Origin of the sequence: Actinospica robiniae DSM 44927 (genome assembly GCF_000504285.1) — a bacterium.
Taxonomy (GTDB): domain Bacteria; phylum Actinomycetota; class Actinomycetes; order Streptomycetales; family Catenulisporaceae; genus Actinospica; species Actinospica robiniae.
Window position 1 is genome coordinate 6419607 of record NZ_KI632511.1, and the last position, 25883, is coordinate 6445489.

The window sequence follows — 25883 nt, forward strand, 5'->3', positions numbered from 1 at the left end:
GAAGCCGCCTAGGGCAGAGGGAAATCGGGAACATCGACCGGGCCGCGACGAGGATGAAGTCACGGCCCGGCCGCGTGCCATAGCCCGATGTCGATGCACTAGGTTGGGAATCGGTAAGAGTAGACGACGGGTGACCCGATCGGGTGAGAGGCGAATGGCGTGAGCGTGCAGGTGGCGACCGAACGCGCGGGCAGCCTGCCCTGGGGCCTCGTCACCAGTGACCCCGGCCTGGTGGCCCGGGCGCGCACGGGCCTCGCCGAGGTGGAGGAACTGCTGCTGCGCTGCGCGCACAGCGACCACGCGCTGATCCGGGAGTCCGCCGTCCACCTGGTCGAGGCCGGCGGCAAGCGGTTCCGTCCGCTGCTGACGGTCGTGGCCGCCGAGTTCGGCGAGCCCTCGGTGCCGCAGGTGGCCGTGGCCGGCTGCGTGGTGGAGCTGACCCACCTGGCCACGCTCTACCACGACGACGTGATGGACGAGGCCACCATGCGCCGGGGCGTGCCGACCGCGAACGCCCGCTGGGACAATACGATCGCGATCCTCACCGGCGACTACCTGTTCGCCAAGGCCTCGATGCTGCTGGCCGATCTGGGCCCGGAGGCGGTGCGGCTGCAGGCCGCCACCTTCGAGCGGCTGGTGACCGGCCAGATCAACGAGTGCATCGAGCCGGGCCCGGACGAGAGCGCGATCGACCACTACCTGAAGGTGCTCGAGGACAAGACCGGCTCGCTGATCGCGACCTCCCTGCGCTTCGGCGCGCTGCTCTCCGGCGCGTCCCCGACCGTGGTCGAGCAGCTGACCCGCTTCGGCGAGACCTTCGGCGTGGCGTTCCAGCTCGTCGACGACATCATCGACATCGCCGGCGAAGCCGAGCAGTCCGGCAAGCTCCCCGGCACCGACCTGCGCGAGGGCGTCCCCACCCTCCCCACGCTCTACGCCCTGGCCTCCACCGACCCGGAGTCGGCCCGCCTGCGCGAGCTGCTGTCCGCCCCGATCGAAGAGGACGAACTCGTCCTCGAAGCCCTCGACCGCCTCCGCGCCCATGCCGCGATGGACCAGGCCCGCGTTACCGCCCGCCGGTACGCCGAAGAAGCCCGCACCATGCTCGAGGGCCTCCCTGACATCCCGGCCCGCGACGCCCTGCACGCCCTCTGCGAGCTGGTCTACTCCCGCACGGTGTGACGGGCGCGGGGCCGGGAGATCGAGATCAGTCCCTGAATACGTGCTCGGCTTTCGTGGCATGGACGGCACGGATGTACCAGATCTCGAGGCTCGTTTCGTTGGTGCAGTTCCGGATGCGCTCGAACTGCGCGGAGTCGAGGGAGATACGCCGCATTTCCAGCTTTTCCAGCAGGAGATCGGCCAAGCCCTTGGCTCTTGCGGTGGCTAGATTAGCCTCGATGATCGAGTTGAAGATGCCCCGGTAGAACCACGGCACCGCACTGTCGTCGGGGTAGGCGCCCGGGCCCTGCGGCATCAGAGGTCTCCGGAGCGGTCGTTGAAGACGTCCTCGGCGGTGGTGGCGGTGACCGCGCGGGCGAACCACTCCTCGATGAGCTGCTCGTCCGTGCACGTCGCGATGCGCTCGCGCTGCTCGTCGCTGATGACGATGCCCCGCAGGTCCAGGCTCTTCAGCAAGAGCTTGGCCATGCCCTTGGCCTCGGCCTTCGCCTTGGCTTCGTCGAGCATGCCCTGGATCATGGGGCCGTAGACGACGTGACTGTTCGCTGCCATCAGTTGCCTCCAGAAGTCTCCGACGTCGGTCCTGCCCAGCGTGAGGTCGATGTTGTTCGCGACGGCGACAGCCGTGGGTTCGGGTGCGGTCCCGACGGCCTTCGCCGCCGCTTTGAGTATGGCATTGATGTGGCGTGAACCGAGGTGGACCGTCACGGAAAGCGCGGTGTAGTAGAGGTCCATAGCGGCGGCGTGGTCGTCGATGATCATCTCGACATTGCTGGGGCCGAGCACGATCGGGCGAACGTACAACGAGTCGCCCAGTCCGTGGCCGAAATCGAAGCCCTTGCGCGCCCATTCTTCGCACCGCTTGCTGCTGGTGACGACAACGAGCGTGACCGGGAGGCTGTAGCGGTTGGCCAGGGTCATCCCGTAGTAGCCCCAGGCCCTCGGCTTGTCGTGATCCGTCTGCAGTTGGGTTTCGAAGGCGAAGATGCCTTCCCTCCCATCTGCTGTGCGGAATTTGAACACGCGGTCGACGCGGCGCTCGACCGGTTCGACGGTGCTGAGATCAGTGCCGAGGCGCTCGATCTCCTCGAATTTCGAGAAATGCACACCGCAGCGTTCGAGTGCTCGGACAATGAGATCCGGATCATCGTCGAAAAGGGTGTGGCTGACCTCATGGTGATTGGTGACCATGCGGTCACCCTAAGCTCTGTACAGAGGATTATCGCCCGAATCCCGCGCGACCACCGTTTCGAGTGACGAGCGGGGTCGCTCGTACGAGGGTACGGCGACGTAGTGGGACATGCTTGGTGTCCGAAACCCGCCAGATCGTGTCGGTGGGCAGGCGCATGATGGAGGCATGGCTTCTACGACTCCGCTGACGGACGAGCACCGCTACCAGGCGGTGCGCGGGCGCGACCCCCGGTTCGACGGGGTGTTCTTCACGGCTGTGACCAGCACCGGGATCTACTGCCGGCCGAGTTGCCCGGCGACCACGCCGAAGCGCGAGAACGTGCGGTTCTACGCTTCGGCGGCGGGGGCGCAGGCGGCCGGGTTCCGAGCCTGCCGGCGCTGCCGGCCGGACGCGGTGCCGGGGTCGGCCGAGTGGAACGTGCGTGCGGACGTCGTCGGGCGGGCGATGCGGCTGATCAACGACGGGGTGATCGACCGCGAGGGCGTGGGCGGGCTGGCCGGGCAGTTGGGTTACAGCGAACGGCAGGTGCAGCGGCACTTGGTCGCCTCGCTGGGTGCCGGGCCGCTCGCGCTGGCTCGCGCGCAGCGCGCGCACACGGCGCGGGTGCTGCTGCAGACCACGCCGCTGGCGGCCGCGGACGTCGCGTTCGCCGCCGGGTTCTCCAGCATCCGGCAGTTCAACGACACGATCCGCGAGGTATACGCGGCCACGCCCACCTCGTTACGCGACGCCGTCGCCACGGCGACAGCGAAGCGCGGGACGTCGGCCGGCACCGGGATCCCGCTGCGCTTGGCGTACCGCGAGCCGTATGCGCGCGGGCACGTCTTCGACTTCCTCGGCGCTCGTGCCATCCCCGGAATCGAGGAGATCCTGGGACCGCCGGGAGACCGGGTCTATCGGCGAACCCTGCGGTTCGAGCACGGGCCCGGCATCATCGAGGTGCACGAGCGGGTCACCGGCGGCGCCTGGCTGGAGTGCCGGCTCGATCTGGCCGACCTGCGCGGCTTCACCGCCGCGATCGGCCGGGTGCGGCGGCTGTTCGACCTCGACGCGGATCCGGTGGCGGTGGCCGAGACCTTCGCCCCGGACCAGATCCTCGGCCCGCTGACGCTGAAGAACCCGGGCATCCGCTCGGTCGGCGCGGCCGAGCCGCAGGAGATGGCGATCCGCGCGGTGCTCGGCCAGCAGATCACCGTCGGCTCGGCCCGCGCGCTCGCGGGCAAGCTGGTCGCCGCCCGCGGCGAGCCGCTGGAGAATCCGAGCGGCGGGCTGACGCACCTGTTCCCGCTCGCGGCCGACCTGGCCGAGGCGGACTTCGCCGAGCTCGGCATGCCGGCCTCGCGCAAGGAGACGCTGCGCACGGTGAGCCGGGCGCTGGCCGACGGCAGCCTGCGGCTCGACGCCGGGGCCGACCGGGAACAGGCCCAGCGGGAACTGCTGGCGCTGCGCGGGATCGGGCCGTGGACGGCGGGCTACCTGCGGATGCGGGCACTGAGCGACCCGGACGTGCTGCTGCCCGGCGACGTGGTCATCAAGGGGGCGCTGAAGCGTGCCGGATTAGGCCGCGAGGAGACAGAGCGCTGGCACCCCTGGTCTTCGTATGCGATCCACTACCTTTGGAGCAACTCATGAGCACCCCTGACACCTTCGGCACCGTCATCTACACGCGGATGGACAGCCCGGTCGGCGACCTCGTCCTTGCGGGCGTGCGTTCGCCTTCGGCGCCCGGCGGTGTGGCGCTGTGCAGCGTGAAGATGGAGAAGTGGAAGGGCGACGTGCGCGTCGAAGCGGACTGGGAGTACGCCCCGGACGCCTTCGAACACGCCGTCGGCCAACTCGAGGCCTACTTCGCCGGCACCCTCAAGTCGTTCGACCTCGAATTCGCCACCCACGGCACGCCGTTCCAGGAGCGGGTCTGGGCAGCGCTGCGAGAGATCCCGTACGGCACCACGACGACCTACGGCACCATCACGGCCGATCTCGGGTACGAGCGGGTGCAGGCGCGCGCGGTGGGCAGCGCGATCGGCTCCAACCCGCTCGGCATCGTCGTCCCTTGCCACCGCGTGCTCGGTGCGAAGGGCGCGTTGACCGGCTACGCCGGCGGCCTGGAGAACAAGGAGGCGCTCCTGGTGCTGGAGGGCGTGCTCCCGCAGCCCCTGGCGTAAAGGCCCTGCCTTACCGGATAATCCCGCCCATGGCTGCGAAATCGACGACCTCCACCCGCATTCCGCGTTGGCTGTGGCAGGTCGAAAAGGCGGCGGAGAAGGGGGCCAAGAGGAAGCCCCACGTCAGTATCGACGCCGCGTTTCGTTCGACGGCCCGGTTACTGTGGGTCGAGGCAGGCTGTTGGGTGCTCTTCGGCGCCGGTGAGCTGGTCAGCGCCTGGCTGCGGACTCGAAACCACGGCAGACCGCCATTCGGCGGCATACTCAATGTGGGCCCCATGCTGGTGGCGATGCTGGCCACGGCAGGGTTCTCCTACGGCATCAACTGGGTGGGCGCGTTGTTGTTGCGGGCGCGGACGCACGGGCCTGTCGGCCGGCTGTGGGTGGCGCGGCAGCCGTCGATCCGCCGCTGGCGCCGGTACACCTCCTGGCCGTCGTCGCTGTTCCTGGTCGCTTTCCTCGCGATCCTCCCGGTGACGCACATCCTCTACGATCCGCCGCCGCACAGCGTCATCCGCGCGCAGATCGAGAACTACGCCGCGGCCAGCCTGAGCCTGGTTTATGCCGCCCTCACGGTTTTCGTCTTCCGGCGGGTGAACCGGGAGTGCTTCGAGAGCGCGCGAGCGGACCTGATCCTGGCCGAGCCGCAGCTGGCGGCCGGTCAGCTGCCCGCCGCGGGGGCCGCGGGGGCCGCCGTGTTCGAGGACGTGATCGAGGACGCCGTGCCCTCCGGCTGGTCGGGCCGGGGGATCCGGGGCTGAGGCCCGTCCGGTGCGTCCGGCCGGCCTTGCCCGGCCCGGGCCGCCTGGCGCAGGCCGTCCCAGGTCAGCACGACCAGCGCGAGCCACACGATGCCGAAGCCGACCCACTCGCTGCCCGCCGCCTTCTCGTGCACCACGAACACGCCGCAGGCCAGCTGCAGGATCGGCGCGAGGAACTGCAGCAGGCCCACGGTGGAGAGCGGAAGCCGGTTCGTGGCCCCGGCGAACAGCAGCAGCGGCACCAGCGTGACCACGCCGGCGAAGGTCAGCAGCGCCGTGATGTACCAGGCGACGTGGCCGTACGCGGCGGTGCCGTCGACCTGAAGGAAGGTCATATAGCCGAGTGCGGGCAGGAATTGGAACGCGGACTCGACCGCCATCGACTCCTGCGCGGGCACCTTGGCGAGCTTCTTGCACAGGCCGTAGCAGCCGAAGGACGCGGCGAGCACGAGCGCGATCCAGGGCAGCTGGCCGTAGGCGACACCGAGTTCGACCACGGCCGCGGCGCCGATCCCGACTGCCAGCCACTGGACCGGGCGCAGCGTCTCGTGCAGGATCAGCACGCCGAAGACGATCGTGACCAGCGGGTTGAGGAAGTAGCCGAGCGAGGTCTCGAGCACCCGCCCGGCGTTGACCGCCCAGATGTAGGTGCCCCAGTTCACGCTCACCAGGGCCGCGGCGGCGCCGAGCAGCGCGATCTTGCGCGGGGTGCGGCGCAGTTCGGCGAACCAGGACCAGTGCTTGCGGGCGGCGAGCAGGACGGCCACCGCGACCAGGGACCAGATCATCCGGCTGGCCAGGATCTCCAGCGCCCCGGCGGGCTTGAGCAGCGGCCAGTACAAGGGGAACAGGCCCCACAGGGCGTAGGCCGCTATCCCGTATATGAGGCCGCGTCGCTGCTCGGTCGCGGCCGCCTGCGCTGTCATAGGCATGAGTGTAGTTAGATTATTACCGTACTGGTACCACGGTTGTAGCGGCGCCGGCGCCGCCTGGTACCGCGTTTACCCGTGCGCTCCGATCCGGTGGTACCGCCTCGAAGACGAGAGTGTTCCTTGTCAGCACGACAAGCCACCGGCCGCACGAGGCGGCCACGAGTTCCGGAGCGTTGAGATGTCGTCTTCCGTGTCCCAGGCCCTGCTGGTCAACGTGCTCGTGCTGGGCTCGGTGCTCGCCACCGACCTGGGTCCGGCCCGCAAGATCGGCAAGGCCCGCATCCTGCGACCGCTGATCGTGGCCGCCGTGATCGTCCCGCTGTTCATCAAGAGCCCGGCCGCCTCCGGCACCGGCCTGGTCCTCGAACTCGCCGGCATCCTGCTCGGCACGGTCTGCGGCCTGGCCGCCGCCGCGCTGATGCGGGTGCGCCGGGTGCCGGAGACGGGCAAGCCGGTCTCCCGGGCCGGGTGGGGCTACGCGGCGCTGTGGACGGCCGTGATCGGCGCGCGGATGGCCTTCTCCTACGGCAGCGTGAACTGGTTCCCGGGCCAGCTGGTGCGCTTCGGCATAGCCCACCAGCTCACCGTCGCGGCCCTGACCGACGCGCTGGTGTTCATGGCGATCGCGATGCTGGTGGCGCGCACCCTCGGCCTGGCCGCCCGCGCGGCCCGCACCCCGAGCCTGGTCCCGGCCGCCGCCTGACCCGGCGTCACCACCCGAACGTGTGTACCCCCGTCGGATGACGGGGGTACACACGTTTGCGCTCTGATGGCCTAGAGTGTCCGGATTGTGAGACATATCAGCGTATTCAGTTCCGCCGCCGTCGGCGCCCTCGTCGCGGTGGCCGGGGTCTACGCCGGGCCGCGGGTGCCGCGGCGCACGAACCTGGACTGGGCGCTGGCCGCGGCGGCCACCTCCGCCGCGGCCGCGGGGGTCTGGGGCTTCCGGCATCAGCAGCTGCTCGCCACGATACTGCCGTTCCTGCTGGTCAGTTATGCCGCGGGGGAGTGGCGCCGGCGCGCCGCGACGGCCCCGGCCGAGCCGACGGGGCGCGTTGCGGCTCAGCCCTCTTCCTCCTCGTCGCCGTTGCCCTCGCGGGGCAGCAGGCGGTAGGACGGGTTCGTCATGGCCAGGTAGCCCTCGGTCTCGCCGACCATGCCCTCGACCCTTATCTTCGCGCCCGGCTCGATGCCCGGGATGGAGCGGCGGCCGAGGAAGACCAGGGTGATGCCGCCGGTCTCGTCGTAGAGCTCGGCCTCGAGCGCGGGGGAGCCGGAGACCGGGCCGACGTAGACCGAGCGGATCCGGCCCTCGAGCGTGGCCCGGTTGCGCCAGCGCACCTCGCGCACGGCGATCGGGTCGTGCGGGTTCGCCGGAGCCTGAGCCTCCTCGTCCGGGGTCGGGCACTCGGTGTTGAGCAGCATCTTCTTGGTGCGCCGGGCCGGACGCGGCGGACGGGGGCCGTGGTGCTCCGGCCCGTTGCCGGTCGGGGTCTCGCCGGTGTCCATCTCCTCGATCGCCTCGACCACGTCGAAGGGTACGATCATGGCCGCGACGTGCGGCAGCCGGGAGACCGCCGAGGCGATCTTGTCCGCGGTGCGGTCGTGCAGCAGTCGGCTGGTCGGGGCGAACGCGCGCCGCGGCAGCATGATGGTCACCTCGCTGCTCGACTCGTCGGCCGTGCGCGCCGCGAGTTCGGCCGCGGCCCGGCGCAGCCGGCGGTCCGGCACCTCGATCACCTCGAGCGGGACGTCGGCGGCGACCGAGGCGTCCCAGCGCTTGCGAAGATGCTCGGCGTGCTTGGAGTCGATCATCAGGTGCACCGCGCGCAGCTCCACCGGGCGCAGCGACCGGGCGTAGCGCAGGGCCTTGACCACGGCCAGGTCCACCGAGTCCACCAGGACCAGCACGGTGTTGCGGGTCAGTGTCGGCACGCTGGCGCTCGCCGGGGCGCCGGCCAGCGCGGCCGCCTCCCGGCGGTATCGCTCGTTCAGCTTGATCAGCGCGAACACGCCGATCGGGAAGACCACAACGACCAGCCAGGCGCCCTCGGTGAACTTGAACACAGCGAAGATCAGCACGACCGCGGCGCTGAGCACGCAGGCCGTGCCGTTGATCACCAGCTTGATCGTGCGGTTCTTCTCGTTGCGGCGGGAGTGGTAGCGGAACAGGCCGGCCGCGGCCATGGTGAAACCGGTGAACACGCCGATCGCGTAGAGCGAGACGAGCCGGGTCAGGTTGCCGTCGGTGCCGATCAGCAGCAGCAGCGACAGGCCCGCGAGCACGATGATGCCGTTGGAGAAGGAGAGCCGGTGGCCGCGGTGCAGGAACTGGCGCGGCAGGAAGGAGTCCTCGGCCACGAACGAGGCGAGGAAGGGGAAGCCGTTGAACGAGGTGTTGCCGCCGGCGTAGAGGATCAGCGCCGTGGCCAGCTGCACGATCGTGAGCATCACGTTGCCGAACGCGCCGTGTCCCCAGATCAGGCTGGCGAGCTGGCCGATCACGGACGGGCTGCCGCTGGAGTAGGGGGTCGCCTGCGTCTTCCAGGCCAGGATCGAGATCGCGAGCACCAGGGTGCCCAGCATCAGCGACATCCAGAACATGGACTTGCGCGCGTTGCGGCCGTTGGGCTTGCGGAAGACGGACACGCCGTTGGAGATGGCCTCGAGCCCGGTCAGCGAGGAGCCGCCGTTGGCGAAGGCGCGCAGCAGTCCGGAGATCGCGGCGAAGGTCAGGATGGCCTGGGTGCCGGCGCCCGTGTCGAGGTGCAGGCCGAGCGCGCCGCCGTAGCGCGGGTCGGTGAAGTTGTTCGCCTGCGGCAGGTCGCCGACCACCAGGCGGACGAGGCCGGCGATGACGGTCAGGCCGATCATCGCCACGTAGAAGTACATCGGGAAGGCGAAGGCGCGGCCGGCTTCACGGATGCCCCGCAGGTTGCCGTAGCACAGCAGGCAGATCATGAAGATGGAGATCCACAGGCTCCACCCGGTGATGTCGATGTTGAACGTCAGCGACAGATAGGAGGAGACGGCGATGGTGCCGGCCGAGATCTGCACGGCGACGGTCACGACGTAGTCGATCAGCAGCGCGACGGCGGCGACCTGGGCCACCTTCACGCCGAACTGCTCGCGCGCGACCACGTAGGAGCCGCCGGCGCGGGTGTACACGGACACGACGTCGCGGTAACAGAGCGTCAGGACGAACAGCAGGACCAGGATGACGCCGGTGATCGGCATCACCAGCACGAATCCGGTCAGGCCGAACACCGGGATCAGCTGGGTGAGCATCTGCTCCGTGCCGTACGCGGAGGAGGAGATGCAGTCCGGCGCGAGCACGCCGAGGGCGATCGGGCGGGAGAGCTTCTCGCCGTAGAGCTGGTCGTTGACCAGCGGCTTGCCCAGCGCCTTGCGCTTGATCCGGTAGCCGAGGCTCTCCGGGATGTTCACCGCCGTGGCGGACAACGCGGGCGGCTGCGCCGTCTCGGTGCCGGCCGTCCTCGTGGTCGAGGTGGTCATGTGTCCCGTAGCCTCTGCTCGCTTGGTCCTGCCCTCGGGCCCTTAGCCCGCTGTGGTATCGGTGCACAAGAGGCTTTTGCCGCCTTCTGACGCCTTTGGCGACTTTCTCATGCCCATACCAATGATCGTTCCTACCACCCCGCCGGTCCGTTCATCCACTTGTCGGGCCAAGTGCGGAGTGAGAACTCTGCAAGAAGAATTGAGTTAGGCCGAATGAGTTACCGAACTGTGGCCTGGGCGGCGCGGCGGCCACGTGTGCGGGCCCGGTGACGCCGAGAGCCCCACCCGCCTGACCTGGTGTGAGGTCGGGCGTGGTGGGGCTCCGCAAGCCGAGCAGAATGACGGCGCCGCCGGACTGTTACTCGCCGACGGTCCAGGTGTCCGCGCCGGCCAGCAACGCGGCGAGGTCGGGCGTGTTCGATCCGTGGCCGGCGTCCGCCAGCTGCTGCTCCATCAGATCGTCGTACGTGGGCCGGATCACACTCCGGAAGACGCCGATCGGGGTGGGCGAGAGGCTGGCCGGGTCCTGCAGCCGGGCGACGGCGAACGCGTAGGTCGGGTCGTCATCGGTCGGATCGTGCAGCACCGCCGGACGCTCGTCCGACTCCTCGACGGCGGTCAGCGCGCCGCGCTCGCCGTCCCAGACCACCTTGCGGTCGCCGTAGACCAGCGGGGCGCCGGCCTCGAGCCGCAGCAGGTGCTGGTCCCGCTCGCCCGGCGCCTTGAGGTGCTCGAACGCGTTGTCGTTGAAGATGTTGCAGTTCTGGTAGATCTCCACCAGCGCCGTGCCCTTGTGCTGCGCGGCCGCGGTCAGCACCCCGGTCAGGTGCTTGCGGTCCGAGTCGATGGTCCGGGCGACGAAGGTGGCCTCCGCGCCGAGCGCCAGCGAGATCGGGTTGAACGGGGCGTCCAGCGAGCCGTACGGAGTCGACTTGGTGACCTTGCCGGGCTCGGAGGTGGGCGAGTACTGGCCCTTGGTCAGCCCGTAGATCCGGTTGTTGAACAGCAGGATCTTCAGGTTCACGTTGCGCCGCAGGGCGTGGATCAGGTGGTTGCCGCCGATGGACAGGGCGTCGCCGTCGCCGGTGACCACCCACACCGACAGGTCGGTGCGGCTCGCGGCCAGGCCGGTGGCGATCGCCGGGGCGCGGCCGTGGATCGAGTGCATGCCGTAGGTGCTCAGGTAGTACGGGAAGCGCGAGGAGCAGCCGATGCCGGAGACGAACACGATCTTCTCGCGCTCCAGGCCGAGGCTCGGCAGGAAGCTCTGCACCGCCGCCAGCACCGCGTAGTCCCCGCAGCCGGGGCACCAGCGCACCTCCTGGTCGGACTTGAAGTCCCGGGCGACCGGCGCGCCGTTCTTGACGGTCACATCAAGCATGGAAGTTCTTCGCCCCTTCGACGGAACGGCTCGCGACCTCGAGCAGGATCCGCCCGATCTCCTCGGCCAGCTCGGTGGAGGTGAACGGAAGCCCGCGCACCTTGTTGTAGCCGGTCGCGTCCACCAGGAACTGCGCCCGCACCAGCAGTGCGAGCTGACCCAGGTTCATCTCCGGGATCAGCACCCGGTCGTACCGGGCGAGCAGCTCGCCCAGGTTCGGCGGGAACGGGTTGAGGTGGCGCAGGTGCGCGTGCGCGACCTGGCCGCCCTGCTCGCGCACCAGCCGGCAGGCGGCCTGGGCCGGGCCATAGGTCGAGCCCCAGCCGAGCACCAGCAGCCGTGCCTCGCCGGAGGGGTCGTCCGCCTCCAGCGGCGCGATGGTCTTGGCGATCCCGGCCACCTTGGCCGCGCGGGTGCGCACCATGTGGTCGTGGTTGGCCGGGTCGTAGGAGATCTCGCCGGTGACGTCCGCCTTCTCCAGGCCGCCGATCCGGTGCTCGAGCCCCGCGGTGCCGGGCAGCGCCCAGGCCCGGGCGAGCGTCTCCGGGTCGCGCTGGTAGGGCATGAACGGCGCGCCCTGGTACTCCTCCGGCCGGGCGAAGCGCACGGTCAGGTCGGGCAGGTCCTCGACCCGCGGGATGCGCCAGGGCTCGGAGCCGTTGGCCAGGTAGCCGTCGGAGAGCAGGAACACCGGGGTGCGGTAGGTCAGCGCGATCCGGGCGGCCTCGAGCGCGGCGTCGAAGCAGTCGGCCGGCGAGCGCGGGGCCACGATCGGGACCGGCGACTCGCCGTTGCGCCCGAACATCGCCTGCAGCAGGTCGGCCTGCTCGGTCTTGGTGGGCAGGCCGGTGGACGGCCCGCCGCGCTGGATGTCGCAGATGACCAGCGGCAGCTCGAGCGAGACGGCCAGGCCGATCGCCTCGGACTTCAGCGCCACGCCCGGGCCGGAGGTGGTGGTCACGCCCAGGGCGCCGCCGTACGAGGCGCCGAGCGCCGCGCCGATGGCCGCGATCTCGTCCTCGGCCTGGAAGGTGCGCACGCCGAAGGCCTTGTGCTTGGCCAGCTCGTGCAGGATGTCCGAGGCCGGGGTGATCGGGTAGGAGCCGAGGAACAGCGTCAGCCCGCTGCGCTGGGCGGCCGCGACCAGCCCGTAGGCCAGCGCCGGGTTGCCGGAGATGTTGCGGTAGCGCCCGGCCGGGTGCGAGGCCGGGGCCACCTCGTAGGAGACCTCGAACTCCTCGGTGGTCTCGCCGAAGTTCCAGCCGGCCTGGAAGGCGGCCCGGTTGGCCGCGATGATCTCCGGCCGCTTGGCGAACTTCTGCTCCAGGAAGCGCAGCGTCTGGTCCACCGGCCGGTGGTAGAGCCAGGAGAGCAGGCCGAGGGCGTACATGTTCTTGGCCCGCTCGGCCTCTTTGCGCGAGAGCGGGTGCCCGTCCAGCGCCTTGACGGTCTGCGAGGTCAGCGCCACCCGGTGCACCCGGTAGGCATCGAGCGTGCCGTCCTGCAGCGGGTCCTGCTCGTAGCCGACCTTCTTCAGGGCCCGGGAGGTGAACTCGTCGGTGTTGACGATCACCGTCCCGCCGCGCGGCACGGCCTTGAGGTTGGTCTTGAGCGCCGCCGGGTTCATCGCCACCAGCACGTCCGGGGCGTCGCCCGGGGTGAGGATGTCGTGGTCGGCGAAGTGCAGCTGGAAGGCGGAGACCCCGGGCAGGGTGCCGGCGGGGGCGCGGATCTCGGCCGGGAAGTCCGGCAGCGTGGACAGGTCGTTGCCGTAGGCGGCGGTCTCCTGGGTGAAGCGGTCACCGGTCAACTGCATTCCGTCACCGGAGTCGCCCGCGATCCTGATCACCACCCGGTGGAGGGACTCGACCGGCTTGTCGCCGGGAGAGCCCCGCTCCGCGTCAGCCGGGCCCGTGCCCGCCTCAGCCGTCTGCAACGCCATCGCCCATCACCGTCTTCCGTCCTGCGGATTTGTGAAGCCACGTACACATCGCGTGAAAGTCATCGTACGCCTGAGCGCCCTTCAGATCACAGATCATCCCGTCCGCCGACGGGGTGGAGGGGACCGGAAGGGGGCGGCGGCCGTGCGGCTCCGCACGCTTGCGTAGGCTGCCCGCGGACGGCCGGTACGCTTGTGCGACGAGGTCGGCCGGTCGGAGTGGTGGGAGTCGCGAGATGAAAGACACGACGTACTACTCCGCGTACTCGATCATCGGTATCCTGCTGTTGCTCGGGGTGTTCTTCGTGGCGGCCGCGTTCCTGGCGAACCGGCTGCTCGCGCCGCTGCGGCCGACCCCGGAGAAACAGCTGAGCTATGAATGCGGGGTGGATCCGGTCGGTTCCGGCTGGGCGCACACCCATGTGCGTTATTACGTCTATGGCTACCTCTACGTCATCTTCGCGGTCGACTCGGTGTATCTGTTCCCGTGGGCGACGGTGTTCGCCGCGCCCGGATTCCGCGGCACCACGCTGGTGGAGATGTTCGTATTCCTCGGATTCCTCGCGGTGGGAATCCTCTACGCCTATAAGAAGGGCGTGCTGACGTGGCTGCAGCAGTGACCGGGACCGGCTCGCCGGTGCCGCTCGGGATGCCGGGGACGGTTCCCGCCGACGAGGGGGCCGACCGGCGCTTCGGCTCGGCCTTCGAGCTCGCGCCCAAGCCGATCAAGCTGGTGCTCAACTGGGGCCGGCGCTACTCGCTGTGGGTGTTCAACTTCGGCCTGGCGTGTTGCGCGATCGAGTTCATCGCGGCCTCGATGGCCCGGCACGACTTCATCCGGCTCGGCGTGATCCCGCTCGCTCCGGGTCCGCGCCAGGCCGACCTGATGGTGGTCTCCGGCACGGTCAGCGACAAGATGGCGCCGGCGGTCAAGCGGCTCTACGAGCAGATGCCCGAGCCCAAGTACGTCATCTCGTTCGGCTCCTGCGCCAACTGCGGCGGCCCGTACTGGGACTCGTACTGCGTGACCAAGGGCGTGGACCAGATCATCCCGGTGGACGTGTACGTGCCCGGCTGCCCGCCGCGGCCGGAGGCGCTGCTGCAGGGGATCGTGAAGCTGCAGGAGCGGATCGCCCGGGAGCAGATCGGGCCGGGACGGGCCAAGCCGGCGACGCCGGCCGTGCCGGCGGGGGAGGGGCCGAAGCCGGTCCCCGCGCCGTCGGTCGCCGCCGCGCCCGCGCCGACGGCCGAGCCCGCGCCCGCGGCCGCGCCCGAACCGCCGACGGAGGCGACGGCCGAGCCGACGGAGCCGACGGAGCTGACCGCGTCGCCTGAGCCGCCCGCGTCGCCCGAGCCCGCGCCGCTGCGGCCGGCCACCGACCAGCCGACCGAGCAGCTGCCGATCATCACCGAGACCACCGCCGAACTGCCCGCCGTGCGCAAGCGGCCGCCGCGCCGCCGCTACTTCCGCGAGCTGCGCAAGGCCCGGGACCACGGGATGGAACTGTTCGACCGGGCGGTCGAGGACCAGGCCTGGGAGCAGGACCGTGACCGTGAGCGCTGAGAATCCCGAGCTGCCGGCGCGGATCAGCCAGGTGCTGGGCGAGAGCGCCGAGGTGGCCGAGCAGTACGGCCGAGTGCTGGCCACCGTCCCGGCCGAGGGCTGGGTCGCGGCGCTCACGGCCGCGCGCGACGGGCTCGGCGCCGACTTCCTGGACTGGCTCACCGCCGTCGACGAGCTCGACGTCGGCTACCTGGTCGCCGCGTTCGTCTGCGCGACCGAGGACCGCGCGGCCGGGTTGGGCCGAGCCCGCGGTCTGATCCTGCGTACCCGCGTGCCCAAGAGTGCCGACGGCCGGGCCCGGCTGGCCACGGCCACGGGCGTCTACCGCGGCGCCGCGTGGCACGAGCGGGAGACCTTCGAGATGTTCGGGATCGACTTCGAGGGCCACCCGGACCTCAAGCCGCTGCTGCTGCCGGACGGTTTCGAGGGCCACCCGCTGCGCAAGGACTTCGTGCTCGCCTCCCGGGTGGCCAAGGCCTGGCCCGGGGCCAAGGAGCCGGGAGAGTCGGAGCACCACGCCGCCTCGCCCGGACGTCGCCGTATGCTGCCGCCCGGCGTGCCCGGCGAGGAATGGCTCAAGCCGTACCGGCCGGACGCCCCCGCGCCCGCCGAGCACGCCTCCCCGGCCGGGGATCCGGAAGCCGAGGCCGGCGCATGAGCGAGCTTGCGAGCGATTCAAAGGGCACAGTGCGTCCGCGAATGCGCCTACCGAGCGCTAGCGAGGTGGTGTCATGAGTTCTCTGACCTGGTGGCTCGAGGTCGTACTGCGCATCGTCGTGGTCTTCGCCGCCTTCCTGGTCGTGCCGCTGGTGATCGGGCAGACCGAGCACAAGGCCATGGCCCACATGCAGGGCCGGCTCGGGCCGATGGAGGCCGGCGGCTTCCACGGCTGGGCGCAGCTGATCGCCGACGGCGTGAAGTTCGCCCAGAAGGAGGCGGTGGTCCCGGACGCGGCCGACCGCACCGTCTTCCAGCTTGCCCCGGCCGTCGCGCTGATCCCTTATCTGCTGGCGCTGATAGTCATCCCGATCGGTCCCGGCACCCAGGTGGGCGTCGCACTCGACCTCGGGCTCTTCTTCGCGCTCGCCGTGATGGGGCTCTCGGTGATCGGCCCGCTGATGGCCGGCTGGTCCAGCGGCAACAAGTACTCGCTGCTCGGCGGCCTGCGCTCGGCCGCGCAGCTGCTGGCCTACGAGCTGCCGATGCTGCTCGCGGCCGCGTCGGTGGCCATGGCGGCCGGCACGCTCTCGCTCCCGGGCATCCTCGGTGCCTGGCACTGGTACTGGCTGCCCTGGCAGCTGATCGGCGGCTTCGTCTTCTTCACCGCGGGGCTCGCCGAGCTCCAGCGTCCGCCGTTCGACATGCCGGTGGCCGACTCCGAGCTCATCTTCGGCGCCCTCACCGAGTACACCGGCCTGCGCTTCGCGCTGTTCCTGCTGGCCGAGTACGCCGGGATCGTGGTGCTGTGCCTGCTGACCGCGGTGCTCTTCCTCGGCGGCTGGCACGGTCCGTTCGCCGACCAGCAGCTGGGCTGGCTCTGGACCCTGATCAAGACCTTCCTGCTGGCGTTCGTGGTGATCTGGCTGCGGGTCAGCTATCCCCGGCTGCGCGCGGACCAGCTGCAGAAACTCGCCTGGACGGTGCTGATCCCGCTGTCCCTGGCCCAGCTTGCGATCACCGGGGTGGTGAGGGTGCTGTGACCGAGATTCCCGAGGGCGCCGGACGCCGGAAGCTGCCGGGCATCGGCCTGGCCCAGGGCCTGGCGACCACGTTCAAGACGATGGTCGGCAAGTCGCACACGCGGCAGTACCCGGACGTCGCGCCGGAGCTGCCGCCGCGCACCCGCGGCGTGATCGCGCTGATCGAGGAGAACTGCACCTCCTGCATGCTCTGCGCGCGCGAGTGCCCGGACTGGTGCATCTACATCGACTCGCACAAGGAGACGATCCCGGCCCCGACGCCGGGCGGGCGCGAGCGCAGCCGCAACGTGCTCGACCGCTTCGCCATCGACTTCTCGCTGTGCATGTACTGCGGCATCTGCATCGAGGTGTGCCCGTTCGACGCGCTCGAGTGGTCGCCGGAGTTCGAGTACGCCGAGTACGACATCAGGGAGATGCTGCACGAGAAGCCGCGGCTGGGCCAGTGGGTGGAGTCCGTCCCGCCGCCGGTCGCTCTCGACGACGCGGCCGAGGAGCCGAAGGAGATCGCGCTGGCGCAGAAGGCCGCGGCCAAGAAGCAGGCGGTCATCCAGGCGGAGCTCGACGCGGTGCGCCAGGCCGAGCAGGAGGCCCGGGATCAGGCCGAGCAGGAGACCGGGCCTGACGCCGAGCAGCAGGAGGGGCCTGCGGATGACGCATAGCTACCTCTCGCCCACCGGCGTCGAGATCGTCTTCGTGCTGGTCGGCCTGGTCGTCCTCGGCTCGGGGCTGCTCGTGGTCACGATCAAGAACCTGGTGCACGCGGCGCTCTGGCTGATCGTCTGCATGGGCGCGATCGGCATCGAGTACCTGCTGCTCGGCGCGGAGATGGTGGCCTGGATCCAGGTGCTGATCTACGGCGGCGCGGTGATCGTGCTGTTCCTGTTCGGCCTGATGCTGACGAAGGCGCCGATCGGCCCGACCGAGGAGCTCGACGTGGCCCACCGCTGGCCGGCCGTGCTGGTCGGCCTGGCCGCCGCCGGCACGCTGGTCACGGTGATCATCCAGGCCTATCGGCACACGTGGTTCGAGCCGCGCGACTCGATCGCGCTGGGCTCCAGCGCCGGGCTGGGCACGCAGCTGTTCCGCTACTGGGTGCTGCCGTTCGAGGCGCTGTCCGTGCTGCTGCTCGCGGCCCTGGTGGGCGCGATCGCGTTGTCCCGGCGGCACGACGACGCCGACGACGACGCGAGCGAGCCGGTCGAAGGGGTCCAAGCCTGATGCACGCCGTCTACCCGCTCGTCCTCGGCGCGCTGCTCTTCAGCCTCGGGCTCTACGGGGTGCTGGCCCGGCGCAACGCGATCGCCGTGCTGATGGCCCTCGAGCTGCTGCTCAACGCCGTGACGCTGAACCTGGTCGCCTTCAGCGCGATCCTGCGCGACCGCTACGGCATGGGCCAGGTCTTCACCCTGTTCATCATCACCATCGCGGCCGCCGAGACGGGCCTCGGCCTCGCGATCGTGCTCCTGCTCTACCGGCAGCGCGCCACCGCCGACCTCGGCGAGCAGCGCGTGCTGGCCGAGCCGGTGGAGAGTTTCGGCGCCGACGAACTGGCCGCCACCGACGAGCCCGGGGTGCTGCGGTGAACACGCTCGCTTTCCTGATGTTGCTGCTGCCTGCCTTCGGCTCGGCCGTCACCTTCGCCGGCGGCCGCGACCTGCGGCACGTGAAGTTCTGGTCCACCGCGCCGATCGCCGTCTCGCTGGTGCTCAGCATCATCGTGGCGCTGGACCAGGGCACCGGCGGCACGTCCACGCGGACTTACGACATCGGCACCGCCGGGGCGTTCCAGATCGAGATCGGCACCCGGGTGAGCGGCCTGGCCGCGCTCACCGCGGTGCTCGTGACCGCGGTCGCCCTGTGCGTGCAGGTCTTCTCGACCACCTACCTCGGCGGGGAGCCGCGCTACGCCTCGTACGCCGCGCTGATCTCCTTGTTCACGGCCGCGATGCTCACGGTCGTGTTCGCGGCGAACCTGATCGTGCTGCTCGTCGGCTGGGAGGTCATGGGCGCCTGCTCGTACTTCCTGATCGGCCACTACTGGGAGCGGCAGGTCGGCCGGGCGGCCTCGATCAAGGCGTTCCTGATGACGGTCGCCGGCGACGTGCCGTTCCTGTTCGGCCTGATCGCGCTGGGCGTGCAGGCCGGGTCCTTCCAGATCCACGACGTGCTCGCCTACGTCGACGGCGGCGCGCTGCGCCAGCCGGGCTGGATCGCCGCGCTGCTGCTGTGCGGCGTGCTCGGCAAGAGCGCCCAGTTCCCGCTGCACTCCTGGCTGCCGGACGCGATGGCCGGCCCGACCCCGATCAGTGCCCTGATCCACGCGGCGACCATGGTCGCGGCCGGCATCTACCTGATCGCGCTGCTCTACCCGGTGTTCGCGCTCGCGCCCGACGTGCTGATCGCGATGGCCGTGATCGCCGCGATCACCATGTTCGGCTCGGCGCTGTGCGCGCTGGCGCAGACCGACGTGAAGAAGATCCTGGCCTATTCGACCGTCAGCCAGCTCGCCTACATGCTCGGCGGCCTCGCGGTGGGCGGACGCACCCAGGCGATCTACCTGCTGCTGGTGCACGGTGCGTTCAAGGCGCTGCTCTTCCTCGCGGCCGGCGTGGTCATCCACCGGGTCGGTTCGAACGAGCTGAGCCGGATGGGCGGGCTGCGTTACCGGATGCCGGTGGCCTACACCTCGATGACCGTCGGCCTGCTCGCGCTGGCCGGGATCCCGCCGCTGTCCGGCTTCTTCGGCAAGGAGGGCGTGCTCGGCGCGGCCTACAACGCGCCCGGCGAGTTCGCCGCCCCCGGCCGGATCGTGCTGGTGGCGGGACTGATCACGGCCGGGCTGACCGCGGCGTACGCGGTGCGGCTGTGGCTCGGGATGTTCCACGGACCCTTCCCGGAGGCCCCGCACGAGCACGACGAGCGGATCGAGGCGCCGCAGACCGAGCTGATCCCGTTGATCCTGCTGGCGATCCCGTCCGCGTGCCTGGGCCTGGTGGTTTTGGCCGGGACGGGGTTCTCCCGGGTGATCGGCGGCTGGTCCGGCGAGGCCGGCTCGCTGCTCGGCTCCCCGTCGGATCTGTGGCCCGGCGGTCTGACCACGCTGCTGTCGCTGCTGATCGTGGTGGTGTTCGGCGGCCTGGTCTACCTCGTCTGGCGGCGGGATCCGAAGACGGACCCGGCGGTGGTGCTGCTCGGTCCGGCCCGCGGCCTGCTGCTCGACGGCTTCCGCTTCGACGCGCTGATCGCCATGGCCGTGGTCCGCCCGGTGCGCGCGGCCGCGAAGCTCATCGCGTTCCTGGACGAGAACGTCGTCGACGCGTACGTGCGCGGCTCCGGTGTGGGCGCGCGCGGCCTCGGCACGCTGCTGCGCCGGCTGCAGACCGGCAGCGTCCAGCTCTATCTCACCTGTCTGTTCCTCGGAGTCCTGATCATGGCCGCCGTGTACGCGTACGTCGGGACGGTGAGCTGATGTCCGCGATCCTGTTGCTGCTTCTGCTGATCCCGGCCGCCGGACTGCTCGCGCTCTACGCCGCCCCGGCCGGGCTCGCGGCGCGCATCGGCACCCTCACCGGCGCCGTCACCTTCGTGCTGTCGCTGATCCTGTTGCCGCTGTTCGACTACGCGCGCGGCGCCGGCTTCCAGGGCCAGATCGACGTCAGCTGGATCTCCGCGCTGGACCTGCACTTCCACCTCGGCATCGACGGCGTCTCGCTGCCGCTGCTGCTGCTGACCACGCTGCTCTCCGCGCTGTGCCTGTTCTACGCGCAGCGCACCTCGGCCGGCGCGGACCGGGCCCGGTCGTTCACCGCGCTGCTGCTGGCCCTCGAGATCGGCATGATCGGCACCTTCGAGGCGCTGGACCTGCTGCTGTTCTTCGTCTTCTTCGAAGTCGTGCTGATCCCGATGTACGGCCTGATCTCGCACTGGGGCAGCGACGCGCCGAACGGCGGCGCGACCAAGCAGCAGTCGGCGACGAAGTTCATCCTCTACACGCTGCTCGGCTCGGCCCTGATGCTGCTCGGCTTCCTGGTGATCCACGCCAAGACCGGCACCTTCGACATGGTCGTGCTGCAGGCCGCGCACGGTTCCGGCATGACGCGCGCGGCCCAGGGGCTGGCGTTCGTCCTGGTCGGCATCGGCTTCGGCATCAAGACGCCGATGTGGCCGCTGCACACCTGGCTCCCGGACGCGCACACCTCGGCGCCCACGGTCGGTTCGGTGCTGCTGGCCGGCGTGCTGCTGAAGATGGGCACGTACGGCTTCATCCGGGTCGGCGCCGGCATGCTGCCGCAGGGTCTGGCGCAGTACGCCGTCGCCCTCGGCGCGCTCGGCGTGGTCGGCATCGTGTACGGCTCGCTCGCCTGTATCGCGCAGATCCGCGAAGGCGGGGACCTCAAACGGCTGATCGCCTACTCCTCGGTCGGCCACATGGGCTTCACCCTGCTCGGCATCGCCACCATGACCCAGGTGGGCCTGGACGGCGCGCTGTTCGCCTCGATCGCGCACGGCCTGATCACCGGCCTGCTCTTCTTCCAGGTCGGCGGGCTGAAGCTGCGCTACGGCACGACCGACCTGTACGCGCTCGGCCGCGGCCTCTACGGCCGGGCCCGCCGCTTCGGCGCGCTGCTGGTCTTCGCCGCGATCGCCTCGCTGGGCCTGCCCGGCCTGGCCGGGTTCTGGGGCGAGCTGTTCGCCCTGATCGGCGCGGCGCGGCCGGGCGCGGGGCTGAGCGAGACCGCGTTCCACATCTACATGGGCATCGCCGGCGTCGGTATGGTGCTGACCGCCGCGTACCTGCTGATGGTGGTGCGCCGGGTCTGCATGGGCGAACTGTCCGAGCCGCGCGTCGGCGACTACGACCTGAAGCCCTACGAGTTCGTCTCCTGGCTGCCGCTGGCCGGCCTGACCCTGCTCACCGGACTGTGGCCGGCCGTGGTGCTCGCGGCCGCCGATCCGGCCGTCAACCACGTGATCGGTGCCGCCACCGCGATCGGAGCCCGGCGTTGAACCAGTCCATCGACTACGCCGCGATCACGCCGCTGCTGCTGGTCGCCGTCGGCGCGCTGGGCGTGCTGATCGCGGACCTGTTCGCCGGGCCCAAGGGCAAGGCCGCGCTGCCGTGGGCGACCGCGGGCGTCCTCGTGCTGGGGCTCGGCGCCGAGCTCGGCCTGTGGCTCTCCGGCGCGAACGACGAGCCGCGGCTGACGTTCTGTCTGAACACGCACCACACCGGCGCGCTCAGCTGTTCCTACTCGGTCGACTCGTTCACCCTGACCATCCAGACCGTGCTGATCGCGGGCACGCTGCTGACGGTGCTGATGGCACCGCGCCGGTTCAAGGTGCCCTTCGGCGAGTACCACTTCCTGCTGCTGTGCTCGCTCACCGGCGCGCTGCTGATGGCCGGGGCCCGCGATTTCATCACCATGACCGTCGCGCTCGAGACGCTCTCGCTGCCGGCCTACGCGCTGGTCGGCTTCGGCCGCAGGCGCGGGGACGCCACCACGGGGGCGGAGGCGGCGCTGAAGTTCTTCCTCATGTCGGTGGCCTCCACCGCGGTGATGCTCTTCGGGATCTCGCTGGTCTACGGCGTGACCGGCACGGTGTACTTCGCCGACATCCAGGCCGCGCTGACACTCACCGGCTACCACGCCTCGATCCTGACGGCGGGCATGGTGCTCACCCTGGCCGGGTTCGCGTTCAAGATCTCGGCCGTGCCCTTCCACTTCTGGACGCCCGAGGTCTACTCCGGCGCGCCCGTCCCGGTCGCCGCGTACCTGTCGGTGGTCTCGAAGACCGCCGGCTTCGCGGGCCTGATCGTGACGCTGGAACTGGCCTTCCGCACCGAGATGCACGACCTCTCGGTGCTGATCGCGATCCTGGCCGCGGTCACCATGACCGTGGGCAACGTGGTGGCGCTGCGGCAGCGCTCGGCCGTGCGCCTGCTGGCCTGGTCGACGGTCGCGCAGGCCGGCTACGTGCTGGTGCCGCTGGCCGTGACCATGTGGAACGGCGCCGACGTGAGCCGGGTGCCGGTGCTCTCCGCGGGCGGCCTCGGACCGGCCGTGACCGCGTCCGTCGCCTACCTGGTGTTCTACGCGGCCATGAACCTGGGCGCGTTCGGTGTGGTCAGCGCGGTCGCCGGCACGCTGCCCGGCGGCGGGGAACTGGCCGGCTACCGCGGCCTGGGCGCCCGTCAGCCGCGCGCGGCCTGGCCGCTCGGCTTCTTCCTGCTCTGCCTGGCCGGGCTGCCGCCGGGTCTGATGGGCCTGTTCGCCAAGGTCGCCGTCTTCCGCGCGGCCACCTCCGGCGGCCTGACCTGGCTGGCCGTGGTGATGGCGGTGAACGTGGTGATCGGGCTGTTCTACTACCTGCGCTGGGCCGCAGCGCTGTTCGCCCCGGCCGGCGAGGGCCTCGCGCCCGCGCCGACCCGCCCGGTGCCGCTCGGCCCGCGCCTGGCGATCGGCCTGGCGCTGGCGGTCTCGATCGTCTTCTCGTTCTATCCGGCTCCGGCCTTCCGGTAGCCCGGCGGATCGGGACACTAGCGCGATTTGATAATCGGCTGAGTGTTGGTGGGAGGTGGTGGCCGGTCGGGTCGGGGTGGTTGTCTTGGTGTGGGCGGCCGCTTCGCGCCGCCCGGTTCGTCTGACCACCCGCCCACCCGTTGCGTTGGCGGGGTGGGCTGGGGTTTCAAGCTTTCGCCTCCGGCGGGGGCCTTCCCTCGGAGAGAGTGCCGGGTTCGTGTGGGTGCTGTTGTTGGTGGGGCGGGTTGGGGTTCGGGGTGGTGGGGTTGCGGGTGTGTGCTCTCTCCTCGGTCGGTCCCCGGAGGCAATCAGGAACCTGCCGGGAGGTCAAGCGGCGGTGGCCTGGGTTGATGCTGAATCGTGCATCGCGCCGCTTGACCTCCCGGCAGAACCCTGATCGGGCTTCGCCTGCCCGACCGAGGAGAGAGCCCACCCCCTGGGGGAGTGGTGTGCGCTGCGCTCGGGCCGAGTCCTGTCCCGTGATCCGGCCGCGCTCGATGCGGAAGGATTCTGCATCGGCCTGATCCGAGCATCCAGGTTCTCGATCCGCGCGAAGGCTTCGGCGCTCCGATCGTGCCTGATGTGAATTCCTGCATCGCCCTGGTCCGATCCACCCGGTGTTCGCCGCGATGCGTGGGATCGCGTGGTCCGGTCGCGCGCCGAGGGGAAATCCTGCACCGTTTTCGGCCACACCCCTGACGCCGTCTGCCAAGTCACTCCGTTCACCGCCCCTCCCGCCACGAGTCCCGATCCCTGTACTCTTCCATGCTAGACGCCGCTACCGACAAAAGCCGCGTATCCGGCCTTTGCCGATTAAGGAAAATCCAGGATATTTCCGGGTAACTCGGGCGTGCTCCCCGGCGTTGAACGAGTAGAGAAGAAGACAGTGGCCCAGAACGGCGATGCAAGATCGTGCATCAAGCGCGACCGGGCCACGGGATGGGACTCGGCCCGAGCGCAGCTCGGACTCGTCCCTCAGGGGGTGTGCTCTCTCCTCGGTCGGGCAGGCGAAGCCCGATCAGGGTTCTGCCGGGAGGTCAAGCGGCGCGATGCAAGATCGAGCATCAACGGAAGCCGCCGCCGCTTGAGTTCCCGGCAGGTTCCTGATTGCCTCTGGTGCCCGGCGGAGGAGAGAGCACACCCCCGGCACCCGACCACCCCCGACGTCAGCCCGCCCCGCCACGCCAGCACCCCACAGAACCCGGCACTCTCTCCGAGGGAAGCGCCCGCGCCGGAGGCGAGATCTTGAAACCCCAGCCCGCCCCGCTACGCAACGGATGGGTGGGTGGACAGAAGAACAGGCGACGCGAAGCGGCCGCCCATCCGCGACGACCACCCGACCCGACGAGCCACTCCCTCCAACACCCAGCTGATCATCAAGTCGCGATAAGCAACCCCAGCCGTGGACGTCTCCACGGCTGGGGTTAGAGTGGCGGGCATGGCCAGCAGCATGTCGGGAATGCCGGGGATGCCTGGGGCGGACACCCTGCCCCCACCCGGGTTCTCCGCGTACCTGACGTGGCACCCGGACGCCTTCTTCCTGGCCGCGAGCATCCTGGCCGTCGCGCTGTACCTGTTCGGCGTGGCCCGGCTGGTGCGCCGCGGGGACCGCTGGCCGATCGGGCGCACGCTCAGCTTCCTCGTCGGCATGCTCGTCTTCGTCGCCATCACGTGCACCGGCTTCAACGAGTACGGCATGTACCTGTTCAGCGTGCACATGATCCAGCACATGATGCTCTCCATGGTCGACCCGCTCTTCCTGCTCCTCGGCGCGCCGATCACGCTCGCCCTGCGGGTGCTGCGGCCGGCCGGGCAGGGCCGCACGGGCGCGCGCGAGCTGCTGCTGGCGCTGCTGCACAGCCGGTTCGCGAAGGTCGTCTCCTCGCCGCTGTTCACGCTGCCGCTGTTCATCGTGAGCCTGTACGGGCTCTACTTCAGCTCGCTGTTCGACTCGCTGATGCGCAGCCGGGTCGGGCACGACTTCATGCTGGTGCACTTCCTCATGGTCGGCCTGCTCTTCTTCTGGCCGGTCATGGGCGTGGACCCGGCGCCGCACCGCTCGCCCTTCGTCATCCGGATCCTCGAACTGTTCGCGGTCATGCCGTTCCACGCGTTCTTCGGCATCGCGATCATGATGTCCGACAGCGTGTTCGAGACCGCGTTCGCCAACCCGCCGGCGGCCTGGCACCTGACCGCCCTGTCCGACCAGAACACGGCCGGCTCGATCGCCTGGGCCTTCGGCGAGGCGCCGACGATCGTGGTGCTGCTGGTGCTGTTCGTGCAGTGGGCCCGTTCGGACCAGCGCGAGGCCAAGCGCACGGACCGCAAGGCCGACCGCGACGGCGACCAGGAGCTCAACGACTACAACGCCTTCCTGGCCGGGCTGGCCCAGCGTTCCGGCGACACCTCGTCCGTCGAGTCCTGATTCCGCAGCCGGTCCGGGCGGCTCGCGGGCCGGACCGTCACAGCTTGCGGGTGTGCAGGTGCCCGGGCAGCGGGTACTTCGGCGTCTTCGGCGCCAGCTCGCGCTCGAGTTCGAAGCCGGACTTCTCGGCCACCCGGCAGGCGGCGTCGTTGTCGCCGCTGTGGGTCAGCCGCAGGGTGCGCAGCGGGTCGTCGGTCCAGGCCTCGGAGTCGAGCCAGTCGATGACGGCGTCCAGCGCGCGCGGCGCGAACGCCCGGCCGCGGCGCTCGGCCACGGTCCAGTAGGTCACGTCGGCTGTCTCGCTCTCCCGGTCCGGCCGGCTGACCGCGATCAGCCCGAGCGCGTCCGCGTCCGCCTCCTCGCCCTCGACGATGGCGAGCACGTACAAGGTGCCGGCCGCCCAGCCGTCGTCGAGCCGCTCGAACCAGGCGTGCACGGCCGTCTCGTCGGTCAGCGGCTGCGGCGAGCGGCCGCGGACGAGCGGGTCCGCGTGCGCCGCGACGATCACCGGGACGTCGCGCTCGCGCCAGGTGCGCAGGGTCAGCGCGGGGGCGGCGGTGGTCGCGGGAACCGCGAAGGAATCGAGCGTGACGGACACGGTGCTC

At 70.3% G+C, this 25883-nt stretch carries 24 protein-coding genes and 1 pseudogene; 17 read left to right on the top strand and 8 right to left on the bottom strand.

Annotated elements, in window-relative coordinates; genetic code table 11:
* Window positions 1–159 precede the first annotated feature (159 nt).
* Window positions 160–1182, top strand: coding sequence for a polyprenyl synthetase family protein (locus ACTRO_RS27455; protein WP_245594510.1), 1023 nt, complete (start codon window positions 160–162; stop codon window positions 1180–1182).
* 25 nt (window positions 1183–1207) lie between these two features.
* Here ACTRO_RS27455 and ACTRO_RS27460 read toward each other — a convergent pair whose 3' ends face one another.
* On the bottom strand, window positions 1208–1477 hold the full coding sequence (locus tag ACTRO_RS27460; RefSeq protein ID WP_034267634.1) for a hypothetical protein: 270 nt from the start codon (window positions 1475–1477) through the stop codon (window positions 1208–1210).
* Window positions 1477–2373, bottom strand: coding sequence for a hypothetical protein (locus ACTRO_RS27465; protein ID WP_157436476.1), 897 nt, complete (start codon window positions 2371–2373; stop codon window positions 1477–1479). The genes ACTRO_RS27460 and ACTRO_RS27465 overlap by 1 nt, the downstream gene beginning before the upstream one ends.
* A gap of 166 nt (window positions 2374–2539) precedes the next feature.
* On the opposite strand from ACTRO_RS27465, the gene ACTRO_RS27470 reads away from it, so the two are divergent.
* Window positions 2540–4006 carry an AlkA N-terminal domain-containing protein gene (locus tag ACTRO_RS27470; protein ID WP_034267638.1) on the top strand — a complete coding sequence of 489 codons (1467 nt, stop codon included), beginning with the start codon at window positions 2540–2542 and terminating at the stop codon, window positions 4004–4006.
* Window positions 4003–4539, top strand: coding sequence for a methylated-DNA--[protein]-cysteine S-methyltransferase (locus tag ACTRO_RS27475; protein WP_034267641.1), 537 nt, complete (start codon window positions 4003–4005; stop codon window positions 4537–4539). The genes ACTRO_RS27470 and ACTRO_RS27475 overlap by 4 nt, the downstream gene beginning before the upstream one ends.
* Before the next feature lie 10 nt (window positions 4540–4549).
* Here ACTRO_RS27475 and ACTRO_RS47525 read toward each other — a convergent pair whose 3' ends face one another.
* Window positions 4550–4840: a hypothetical protein gene (locus ACTRO_RS47525; RefSeq protein ID WP_157436477.1), complete on the bottom strand. Its 291-nt coding sequence runs from the start codon at window positions 4838–4840 to the stop codon at window positions 4550–4552.
* Between ACTRO_RS47525 and ACTRO_RS27480 the strand changes: the two genes are divergently transcribed.
* The gene (locus ACTRO_RS27480) at window positions 4818–5300 is read left to right on the top strand and encodes a hypothetical protein (protein ID WP_157436478.1); all 483 of its coding nucleotides are present in this window, start codon (window positions 4818–4820) and stop codon (window positions 5298–5300) included. The two genes, ACTRO_RS47525 and ACTRO_RS27480, sit on opposite strands and share 23 nt — an antisense overlap.
* On the opposite strand, the gene rarD is transcribed toward ACTRO_RS27480, so the two are convergent.
* Window positions 5201–6226 carry an EamA family transporter RarD gene (rarD, locus tag ACTRO_RS27485; RefSeq protein ID WP_034267645.1) on the bottom strand — a complete coding sequence of 342 codons (1026 nt, stop codon included), beginning with the start codon at window positions 6224–6226 and terminating at the stop codon, window positions 5201–5203. The two genes, ACTRO_RS27480 and rarD, sit on opposite strands and share 100 nt — an antisense overlap.
* A gap of 184 nt (window positions 6227–6410) precedes the next feature.
* Here rarD and ACTRO_RS27490 point away from each other — a divergent pair, with 184 nt between their 5' ends.
* Both ACTRO_RS27490 and ACTRO_RS27495 read left to right on the top strand, forming a co-directional pair.
* Window positions 6411–6935 (top strand): hypothetical protein, encoded by a 525-nt coding sequence (locus ACTRO_RS27490; RefSeq protein ID WP_034267648.1) that lies wholly within the window; start codon window positions 6411–6413, stop codon window positions 6933–6935.
* 87 nt (window positions 6936–7022) lie between these two features.
* Window positions 7023–7346, top strand: a complete 324-nt coding sequence (locus ACTRO_RS27495; protein ID WP_034267650.1) for a hypothetical protein — start codon at window positions 7023–7025, stop codon at window positions 7344–7346.
* On the opposite strand, the gene ACTRO_RS27500 is transcribed toward ACTRO_RS27495, so the two are convergent.
* The 3 genes from ACTRO_RS27500 to ACTRO_RS27510 all read right to left on the bottom strand — a co-directional run bounded on the left by ACTRO_RS27500 (window position 7295) and on the right by ACTRO_RS27510 (window position 13071).
* A complete protein-coding gene (locus ACTRO_RS27500; RefSeq protein ID WP_084316555.1) occupies window positions 7295–9748 on the bottom strand; it encodes an amino acid permease in 2454 nt (817 codons plus the stop codon). The two genes, ACTRO_RS27495 and ACTRO_RS27500, sit on opposite strands and share 52 nt — an antisense overlap.
* 358 nt (window positions 9749–10106) lie before the next feature.
* Window positions 10107–11129, bottom strand: a complete 1023-nt coding sequence (locus tag ACTRO_RS27505) for a 2-oxoacid:ferredoxin oxidoreductase subunit beta (RefSeq protein WP_051451473.1) — start codon at window positions 11127–11129, stop codon at window positions 10107–10109.
* Window positions 11122–13071: a 2-oxoacid:acceptor oxidoreductase subunit alpha gene (locus ACTRO_RS27510; RefSeq protein WP_084316556.1), complete on the bottom strand. Its 1950-nt coding sequence runs from the start codon at window positions 13069–13071 to the stop codon at window positions 11122–11124. The genes ACTRO_RS27505 and ACTRO_RS27510 overlap by 8 nt, the downstream gene beginning before the upstream one ends.
* A 233-nt stretch (window positions 13072–13304) precedes the next feature.
* Here ACTRO_RS27510 and ACTRO_RS27515 point away from each other — a divergent pair, with 233 nt between their 5' ends.
* From ACTRO_RS27515 to ACTRO_RS27570, 11 genes and pseudogenes are all read left to right on the top strand, one after another.
* The gene (locus ACTRO_RS27515; RefSeq protein WP_034267656.1) at window positions 13305–13688 is read left to right on the top strand and encodes an NADH-quinone oxidoreductase subunit A; all 384 of its coding nucleotides are present in this window, start codon (window positions 13305–13307) and stop codon (window positions 13686–13688) included.
* Window positions 13689–13717: 29 nt separating this feature from the next.
* Window positions 13718–14344: pseudogene (locus tag ACTRO_RS49890) on the top strand (NADH-quinone oxidoreductase subunit B); the annotation flags it as partial.
* Window positions 14345–14621: 277 nt separating this feature from the next.
* On the top strand, window positions 14622–15290 hold the full coding sequence (locus ACTRO_RS27525; RefSeq protein WP_034277019.1) for an NADH-quinone oxidoreductase subunit C: 669 nt from the start codon (window positions 14622–14624) through the stop codon (window positions 15288–15290).
* A gap of 73 nt (window positions 15291–15363) precedes the next feature.
* Entirely contained in the window at window positions 15364–16332 is a 969-nt protein-coding gene (locus ACTRO_RS27530) for a complex I subunit 1/NuoH family protein (RefSeq protein ID WP_034267659.1), read from the top strand.
* A gap of 80 nt (window positions 16333–16412) precedes the next feature.
* Window positions 16413–16991 (top strand): 4Fe-4S binding protein, encoded by a 579-nt coding sequence (locus ACTRO_RS27535; protein WP_051452516.1) that lies wholly within the window; start codon window positions 16413–16415, stop codon window positions 16989–16991.
* Window positions 16981–17550: an NADH-quinone oxidoreductase subunit J family protein gene (locus ACTRO_RS27540; RefSeq protein ID WP_034267661.1), complete on the top strand. Its 570-nt coding sequence runs from the start codon at window positions 16981–16983 to the stop codon at window positions 17548–17550. The genes ACTRO_RS27535 and ACTRO_RS27540 overlap by 11 nt, the downstream gene beginning before the upstream one ends.
* Window positions 17550–17915: an NADH-quinone oxidoreductase subunit NuoK gene (gene nuoK / locus ACTRO_RS27545; protein WP_084316557.1), complete on the top strand. Its 366-nt coding sequence runs from the start codon at window positions 17550–17552 to the stop codon at window positions 17913–17915. The genes ACTRO_RS27540 and nuoK overlap by 1 nt, the downstream gene beginning before the upstream one ends.
* Window positions 17912–19801, top strand: a complete 1890-nt coding sequence (locus ACTRO_RS27550; protein WP_211244424.1) for an NADH-quinone oxidoreductase subunit 5 family protein — start codon at window positions 17912–17914, stop codon at window positions 19799–19801. Before nuoK ends, ACTRO_RS27550 begins: the two co-directional genes overlap by 4 nt.
* On the top strand, window positions 19801–21339 hold the full coding sequence (locus ACTRO_RS27555) for a complex I subunit 4 family protein (protein ID WP_034267663.1): 1539 nt from the start codon (window positions 19801–19803) through the stop codon (window positions 21337–21339). Before ACTRO_RS27550 ends, ACTRO_RS27555 begins: the two co-directional genes overlap by 1 nt.
* Window positions 21336–22853: an NADH-quinone oxidoreductase subunit N gene (locus tag ACTRO_RS27560; protein WP_034267666.1), complete on the top strand. Its 1518-nt coding sequence runs from the start codon at window positions 21336–21338 to the stop codon at window positions 22851–22853. Before ACTRO_RS27555 ends, ACTRO_RS27560 begins: the two co-directional genes overlap by 4 nt.
* Window positions 22854–24291: 1438 nt before the next feature.
* Window positions 24292–25278 carry a cytochrome c oxidase assembly protein gene (locus tag ACTRO_RS27570; RefSeq protein WP_245594511.1) on the top strand — a complete coding sequence of 329 codons (987 nt, stop codon included), beginning with the start codon at window positions 24292–24294 and terminating at the stop codon, window positions 25276–25278.
* A gap of 37 nt (window positions 25279–25315) precedes the next feature.
* On the opposite strand, the gene ACTRO_RS27575 is transcribed toward ACTRO_RS27570, so the two are convergent.
* Window positions 25316–25876, bottom strand: a complete 561-nt coding sequence (locus tag ACTRO_RS27575) for a GNAT family N-acetyltransferase (protein WP_034267670.1) — start codon at window positions 25874–25876, stop codon at window positions 25316–25318.
* Between the last annotated feature and the right edge of the window lie 7 nt (window positions 25877–25883).